Here is a 7,063-nt window from a genome sequence, read left to right as displayed (position 1 = left end):
AAACCTCGTGAGCCGTGGTGTAGCGAGGCGCGCGAACGCAGTGAGCGGGCCTCGGCGGAACGGCAAACCTCGTGAGCCGTGGAGTAGCGAGAGGCGCGACCGTAGGGAACCGCTCTCGTTAGACGAACGATGAGGGGAGCGAACCGTGAGCAGCGAGATTGCGACCAGCGGAAGCAACTCGAACAACGAGCGGGGAACAGAGTGACCCGCGAGTAGCGAGGTTCTGAGCGACGCGAAGAACCTCGGCGGAACGGCGAGCGGCTGGAACCGGGGAGCGGTAAAGGACGCGCGAAGCGCGACCCTTGACAACGGGAGCGCCGTGAGCCGTGACGCGCCGTCTCCGGGTGTGTTGCTATGGTCGTGCGAACAAGCACTCGTTACCGCGGCGTGAACAATCGTCTGTATATTTGTTACCATACCACAAATTTTGTCGCATGAGCCAGGGACATACCGTCTCTCGCCTCTCTGCGATGACGAAGTACAGATGGGTCGCTGGCAGTGTGAGTGGGCTGGTCGCCGGCGTCGGCATGGGCGTCGTGTTCCACGCCGGCGCGAACCTCATGCCGTTTATCGGGGCACTGTACGGCTGGCCGTCCGTCCTCGGCGGGTGGGTGGTCCACCTGCTGAACAGCGTCCTCGCCGGCCTGTTGTTCACGTTCGTCGTCTCCCGGCCGGTGTTTCACGGCCAGATCGAGTCCGTCGGGGAGAGCGTCGCGGGTGGCGTGGTCTTCGCGGCCGCCATCGGCCTGCTCTCGACAGGGTTCTTGCTCCCGGTTTCGATGAGCGCGCTGGGGGTCCAGTCGTTCCCCGAACCGCTAGTCCCGCTGCCGGGCATGCTCGGGAGCGCCCTCGTCGTGGCATCAGTGGGCGTTGCCCACCTCGTGTACGGCCTGCTCCTCGGCTGGACCTACGCCGCAGCCAGGGGCTACAGAACTCCCGACAGCGTGGCGAGCGAGGTGTGACGGTCGTCGCCCCGGTCAGTCGGCGCTCACGCCGCGGCGGTGTCATCGCCACCGACGGCAAGAAGGGACGCCGGAAGTGACGGAGTGAGAGAACGCACTCTGGGAGTAGCGTGGCAAGCGAGGTAACGGCCTCCAGTGGTGTGTCATTGCGACCATCATGCTGGTGTAGCCAGCACGAAACCTATATTGGTTTCATCTACTCCAGTATTTGGCTGTGTGTAATTGCTACTGGCTACATCACCGCACAACTTTAAGTATTAATAGTATCAAATACCGGCCGTAGATATGTCTAGTGACAGCAAAAAGCAGAGCGCCACAGAGCGGAAGTCAGCGATAAAGAAGCGGCACGAACAGGCGGCAAACGAAGTGCTGCCGGATCGGCGGGAACTGTACATCGGTGGGGAATGGGTCCAGAGCAGCGCCGGGGAGACGTTCGAAACAATAGACCCGACAACTGGTGAAACACTTGCGGAGGTGCAAGCCGGCACCGCCGAGGACATCGACAGAGCAGTTGCGGCCGCGTGGGACGCGTACGACGAGACGTATAGCGAGATGTCCACGAGCGAACGCCAGGCGATGCTGGACGGTATCGCAGACGCCATTGCGGAGCGAAGCGAGGAGTTCGCGAAGCTCGAAAGTTTAGATAACGGGAAACCGATTACCGAGGCGCGGATCGATATCGATCTCGTTATCGACCACTTCCGGTACTTCGCAGGCCTCGCCCGGTCGGGCGAGGGACGAACCATCGAAACTGACGACAGCCGGCACGTCCAGACACTCCGAGAGCCGTACGGGGTTGTTGGACAGATAATCCCGTGGAACTTCCCGCTGCTGATGGCGGCCTGGAAGCTCGCCCCGGCGCTGTCGGCTGGGAACACTGTCGTACTGAAGCCTGCCGAGGAGACGCCACTGAGTGTTCTCAAACTGATGGAGGTCACGGAAGACGTGATTCCTGACGGCGTCGTCAACGTCGTCACCGGGTTCGGTCCGGATGCGGGCGAACCCCTCTCGAAACATCCGGATATCCGGAAGCTAGCGTTTACCGGGTCGACAGAGATCGGGAGCAAGGTGATGCAAAGCGCCGCCGAACACATCACCGACGTGACGCTGGAACTGGGCGGAAAGAGTCCACTCGTCGTGTTCCCCGATGCAGACCTAGAACAAGCCGTCAAGACGACGATTACGTCGATCTTCTTCAACACCGGCGAGTGCTGCTGTGCCGGGTCACGGTTGTTTGTCCATGAAGACGTCAAAGACGAGTTCCTGGACGAGCTCGCGGCCGCAGCGGAAGACCTGACTGTGGACGACCCACTGCTGGAATCGACAGACCTCGGCCCGAAAGTGACCGCGGAGCAGGTCGAGCGCACGCTGGGATACATCGAGGAGGCAGAACAGGAAGGGGCGGCCTTCGTCACCGGGGGGAGCCAGCCGGACGACGAGGCCCTCTCGGATGGGTGCTTCGTCGCGCCGACGCTCATCGACGAGATCGACCACGACAGCAAAGCGGTCCAAGAAGAGATATTCGGCCCGGTTCAGGAAGTGTTCAGTTGGAGCGACTACGACGACATGATCCGGCTGGCCAACGATGTCGACTACGGGCTCGCGGCAGGTATCCTCACAGAAGACCTCTCGAAGGCGCACCAGTGTGCAAAAGACATCGAAGCGGGGAACATCTGGGTCAACACCTACAACGACTTCCCGGCAGGCCAGCCGTTCGGCGGATACAAACAGTCGGGAATCGGTCGAGAGATCGGGCAGGAGACAGTCGACCACTACACACAGACGAAGACGGTGAATATCTCGCTCGACTGACGTGACGGTTCCGTTCCCGCAAGTCCCACCCGGACAGATCGAAGCCGCTAACGTGTCCATCGCCCCCGACGGGACGAAATACGTCGTCCCATCGGGAATGCACGAGCGGCTGTGCCAGGCGGTGGTGCCCGACGCCGGTGAGGGGACACAGGACCCCAAAACCGAACTGGCGTTGGCCGGCTGGGTGTCACTCCACACAGACGGGCTGACCAGACGGGTGTACATCGATGCCCCGGATGACTTCGCCGACACGGCCGTCGTAAAGCGGTTCGCCCGGGCACACGACGCTGAATCGATTGTCATGGCACGCCACCCCAGCGGCGACGTGACCCGCTGGCAGTCGCCAAGCACGATCTCCGTTACCGAGCAGTGAACTCGGCAGTCAGCAGCCTGTCGCTCAGGGTCGGTCCACCTCGCATAGTACAGATCAGGGCTGCCAGCCCGCGGCCGGCAACAACGTTGTTTTCACTCCGGCTGCAGACCTGTGGCTATGGATGAGCGAATCGACCCGGACGAACTGCTCGCTGCTGTCGGATTTGATGCGGACGAAAGCGTGCTAACGCGTCGTCAGGCGGAAGTGCTGGCGCTCCGCGAAAACGATGTCCGTCAGAGCGATATCGGGGAGTTGCTCGGCACGTCACGCGCGAATATTTCGAGCATAGAGCGGAATGCGCGAGAGAACGTCGAAAAGGCACGCCAGACAGTCGCCTTTGCGAACACCCTCACAGCCCCTGTTCGTGTTGACATCGAGGCTGGGACCGATATCTACGATATTCCACAGACGGTGTACGCTGCGTGTGACGAAGCCGGTGTGGAGGTCAATTACGGCTCCTCGAATCTATTGCAACTCATCGATGACTCCGTCGATGGTGCGATTCAGCAGGACATGGTGCAGGTGCCACTCCGCATCGATGTGACAAACGACGGTGTCGTACACGTTCGAGAGCAGTCGGTAGAACACTCAGAGTGACTGGGAAGACCATCTAACGACAGTACCCCTGACTCGAACTGACAGGCACCGCTCACATACCGGTGTGGACTCGCACGCCGACAGACGGTTGTTGCGTGCAGCGCCGTCCCCAGCCAGCGTCACCCGATAGCGGAGATGCCCGGTTGGGGTGCTGTGTGTATCGAAACGGAACCCTTGTTAGCCGCCGACACCGTGGTATCCCCAATGAGTCACGACTCACCGCCGGTCCGTCGCCTCACGGACTGGGACCACGAGCGTCTGGAGGCGGTGGCTGCCGAGCACGGCACACCGCTGTACGTCGTCGACCTCGACCGCGTCGCCGAGAACTACGAGCGGTTCGCCACGGCGTTTCCCGACGCCCACGTCATGTACGCTGCGAAGGCCCACACCGGTCAGGCTGTCCTCTCGAAACTGCTTGAGACGGGCGCTGACATCGAGTGTGCCGCCTGGGGAGAACTCCAGCGGGCTATCGACGCCGGCGCGGACCCGAACACGCTCCAGTACACGGCCGTCAATCCGCCGGATCACGACCTCGACCGTGCTGTCGAACTGGCCGCCGAGAATCCCGGACTGACGATTACAGGGGGTGCGCGGGACACCTTCGATCGCCTCGAAGAGCGGGGCTACGACGGCCGGGTCGCCATTCGGATCAACCCGGGTATCGGGACGGGCCACCACGAGAAGGTCGCCACCGGAAAGGACGCCAAATTCGGCATCCCCTACGACGAGGTGCCCGAGGTCGCGGCCGACGTACGCGAGCGCTTCGACCTCGTCGGCCTGCACGCCCACGCCGGCAGCGGCGTCCTTCACGACGACCTCGACGACCACTGTCGGGCTATCGGGAAGGTCGCCGACATGGGCCGGGAGGTCATCGCCGACGGCGCGGAACTGGACTTTGTCGACTTCGGCGGCGGCTTCGGCGTGCCGTACCGGGAGGATGTCGAGCCACTGGAGATGGAGGTCGTCGGCGAAAAGGTCCGCGAGGCGGTCGGGGACCTCGACGCGCAGGTCAAACTCGAACCCGGCCGATACGTCGTCGCCGACGCCGAGTGTATCCTCACGGAGGTCAACACGGTCAAAGAGACGCCGGCGGCGACCGTCGTCGGCGTCGACGCCTCGCTGGCGACGCTCATTCGACCAGCGATGTTCGGCTCCTACCACCCGATCCGGAACGTCACCGAGCCGGGACGGGAGGCCGAACCGGTGTCCGTGGGCGGTCCCTGCTGTACGAGCGCCGACGTGTTCTGTACCGACCGACCCATCGCCCGACCCGAGCGGGCCGACCTGCTCGCCATCGGTAACGCTGGCGCGTACGGCTACGAGCTAGCTAACCAGTTCCACTCCCAGCCCCGCCCTGCCGAAATCGCTTTCGAGGCCGGCGAGACGCGAGTCGTCAGGGAGCGCGAGACGCTGGCAGACGTGACCCGGATGGAGCAGTAATGGCGTTCGACATCCCCTCGTTCCACCAGCGGGCCGTCGAAACGCGGTCAGACGAGCACGTCGACGACATGCGCTCGTTGCTGGTCGACACGCTCGAAGATGCCGGCGAGTACCCGGAGATCGACGACCTCGGAAACATTGTGGTCTCGCGGGGCGATCCCGACGGGACCCACATCCTCCTCAACACGCACATTGACACCGTGCCGCCACATCTGCCCTACGAGCGGCGGACGGAGCCACCGGGGCTGGACGAGACTGTCGATGGTACTGGCGGCGACGGGGACGGTGACATCGTCTGTGGCCGCGGAGCTTGCGACGCGAAAGGGCCGCTCGCAGCCCTTCTCGATGCGTTCCTCACAGTAGCGCCCGACGACGGACAGGTCACACTGGCGATTTCTACCGACGAGGAGACAACACAGACCGGTGGCGCACACCTCGCGGACACCATCGACGCCGACGGCTACATCGTCGGCGAGCCGACTGGCCTCGACGTGTGTACGGCCGCCCGCGGCCAGTTCGAGGGCACTGTCACCATCCACGGCGAGAGCGCCCACGCCGCCGACCCCGGCAGCGGTCACAACGCGATCCGGGCCGCCGCGCCGCTTCTGCAGGCGATGGAGAGCTATGACGAGAAGAAAGGCCCGGGGGAACACGAGACGCTTGGCCACCCCATTCTCACCCCCTCGATGGTGGAGGGCGGCGAGGCGACCAATCAGGTCCCGGCGGCGTGTACCATCACGTTCGACCGGCGGAGCGTCCCGCCAGAGACGAGCGAGTCCTTCTGTGCTGACCTGCAAGCCCACCTCGAACAGTGGCTCCCAGAGTCGATGGACCTCACCGTGGACCTCATCCGCCCGGACACGCCGTTCCCGGAGGCGTTCGCGACCGACACTGATGCGGAACTGGTTCGGACACTCCAAGAAGCGAGCGGCGGCGCGGTCCGGCAGTTCGGGGCCGCGACGGAAGCCTCGTATTTCGCAACCAACGGGCCGACTGTGGTGTTCGGCCCCGGTGTTCTGAGCGACGAAATGGGTGCTGTCGCGCACTCGAAACGCGAGTACGTCCGCCTTTCTGAAGTTCGAACCGCCGCGCGTGCCGTTCGGGAGACGGTCGAGCGGCTGGTCTGAGTGGCGGCTTCGTGGCCTACGCCGACCGCCGCTGGACGAGATCAGAGAGCGCTGTCGTCGCGTCTTCGTCTGTCACACTGTCGAACTCCTCGTAGTAGTCCGAAGTGGCCTGAAACGCCGCCGGCTTTAGCGGGACGACGACGTCGTCGGCCCATCGCTGCACCTCCTCAAGCACGTCCGGCGGTGCGACAGGGGCAGCGGCGATGACCTCGTTCGCACCTGCCTTCCGGAGGCGCTGGATTGCGACGCGCATCGCCGCACCCGTCGGAATCCCGTCATCGACCAGCAACACCCGTTTGCCGGCCACATCGAGTGGCCCCCACGTCTCGCCGTAGTCGACCGCTCGCGACTCGACGGTGTCGCTCGCGTGCGTCTTCGCCTCCTGAATGTACTCCCAGTTCACGTCCAGAAACCGCATCATCGGGCTGTTGATCCACGAGAAGCCCCCCGGCGCGACAGCTCCGATAGTCAGGTCCGGATGGTTCGGCGCGCGTATACGCTGTATGACGATGACATCCATCGGGAGTCCGGTCGCGTCAGCGACCACGTTGCCGACGGGGACGCCGTTCGGTGCAAGCGTGACGACGATATCGCCGACGACATCCCGCCGGCGCAGCGCAGCTACAAGCTGTTGCGCCGCATCCGAGCGGTCTGTGAACATACCACATTATATGAGATCGTGCATCCTAATCATTCCGGTTAGCGGTGTCTGTGGCTGGTGGCCGGCCAGGCAGTCGAGTGGAGTCCTCGTA

Annotated in this window: 7 protein-coding genes; 6 read left to right on the top strand and 1 reads right to left on the bottom strand. The window is 63.6% G+C overall.

Going from position 1 to position 7,063, the window contains the following annotated elements:
* The first annotated feature begins 434 nt into the window (after positions 1-434).
* The 6 genes from IEY38_RS19550 (at position 435) to IEY38_RS19525 (ending at position 6,311) form a co-directional block, all read left to right on the top strand.
* Positions 435-962: a hypothetical protein gene (locus IEY38_RS19550; RefSeq protein WP_229775391.1), complete on the top strand. Its 528-nt coding sequence runs from the start codon at positions 435-437 to the stop codon at positions 960-962.
* A gap of 285 nt (positions 963-1,247) precedes the next feature.
* Complete coding sequence (locus IEY38_RS19545; RefSeq protein ID WP_188980453.1) at positions 1,248-2,774, top strand: aldehyde dehydrogenase family protein; 1,527 nt, start codon at positions 1,248-1,250, stop codon at positions 2,772-2,774.
* Position 2,775: 1 nt separating this feature from the next.
* Complete coding sequence (locus IEY38_RS19540) at positions 2,776-3,147, top strand: hypothetical protein (RefSeq protein ID WP_188980451.1); 372 nt, start codon at positions 2,776-2,778, stop codon at positions 3,145-3,147.
* 117 nt (positions 3,148-3,264) lie between these two features.
* On the top strand, positions 3,265-3,744 hold the full coding sequence (locus IEY38_RS19535; protein WP_229775390.1) for a Tfx family DNA-binding protein: 480 nt from the start codon (positions 3,265-3,267) through the stop codon (positions 3,742-3,744).
* 204 nt (positions 3,745-3,948) lie between these two features.
* Positions 3,949-5,184, top strand: a complete 1,236-nt coding sequence (gene lysA, locus IEY38_RS19530; protein WP_188980449.1) for a diaminopimelate decarboxylase — start codon at positions 3,949-3,951, stop codon at positions 5,182-5,184.
* Positions 5,184-6,311 carry a M20 family metallopeptidase gene (locus IEY38_RS19525; RefSeq protein WP_188980447.1) on the top strand — a complete coding sequence of 376 codons (1,128 nt, stop codon included), beginning with the start codon at positions 5,184-5,186 and terminating at the stop codon, positions 6,309-6,311. Before lysA ends, IEY38_RS19525 begins: the two co-directional genes overlap by 1 nt.
* A 16-nt stretch (positions 6,312-6,327) precedes the next feature.
* Here IEY38_RS19525 and IEY38_RS19520 read toward each other — a convergent pair whose 3' ends face one another.
* Positions 6,328-6,972, bottom strand: a complete 645-nt coding sequence (locus tag IEY38_RS19520; protein ID WP_188980445.1) for a phosphoribosyltransferase — start codon at positions 6,970-6,972, stop codon at positions 6,328-6,330.
* Between the last annotated feature and the right edge of the window lie 91 nt (positions 6,973-7,063).

Origin of the sequence: Haloarcula sebkhae (genome assembly GCF_014647415.1) — an archaeon.
GTDB classification, from domain to species: domain Archaea; phylum Halobacteriota; class Halobacteria; order Halobacteriales; family Haloarculaceae; genus Haloarcula; species Haloarcula sebkhae.
Note: the sequence above shows the minus strand (reverse complement) of the source record. Positions and strands in the feature narration are given on the sequence as shown.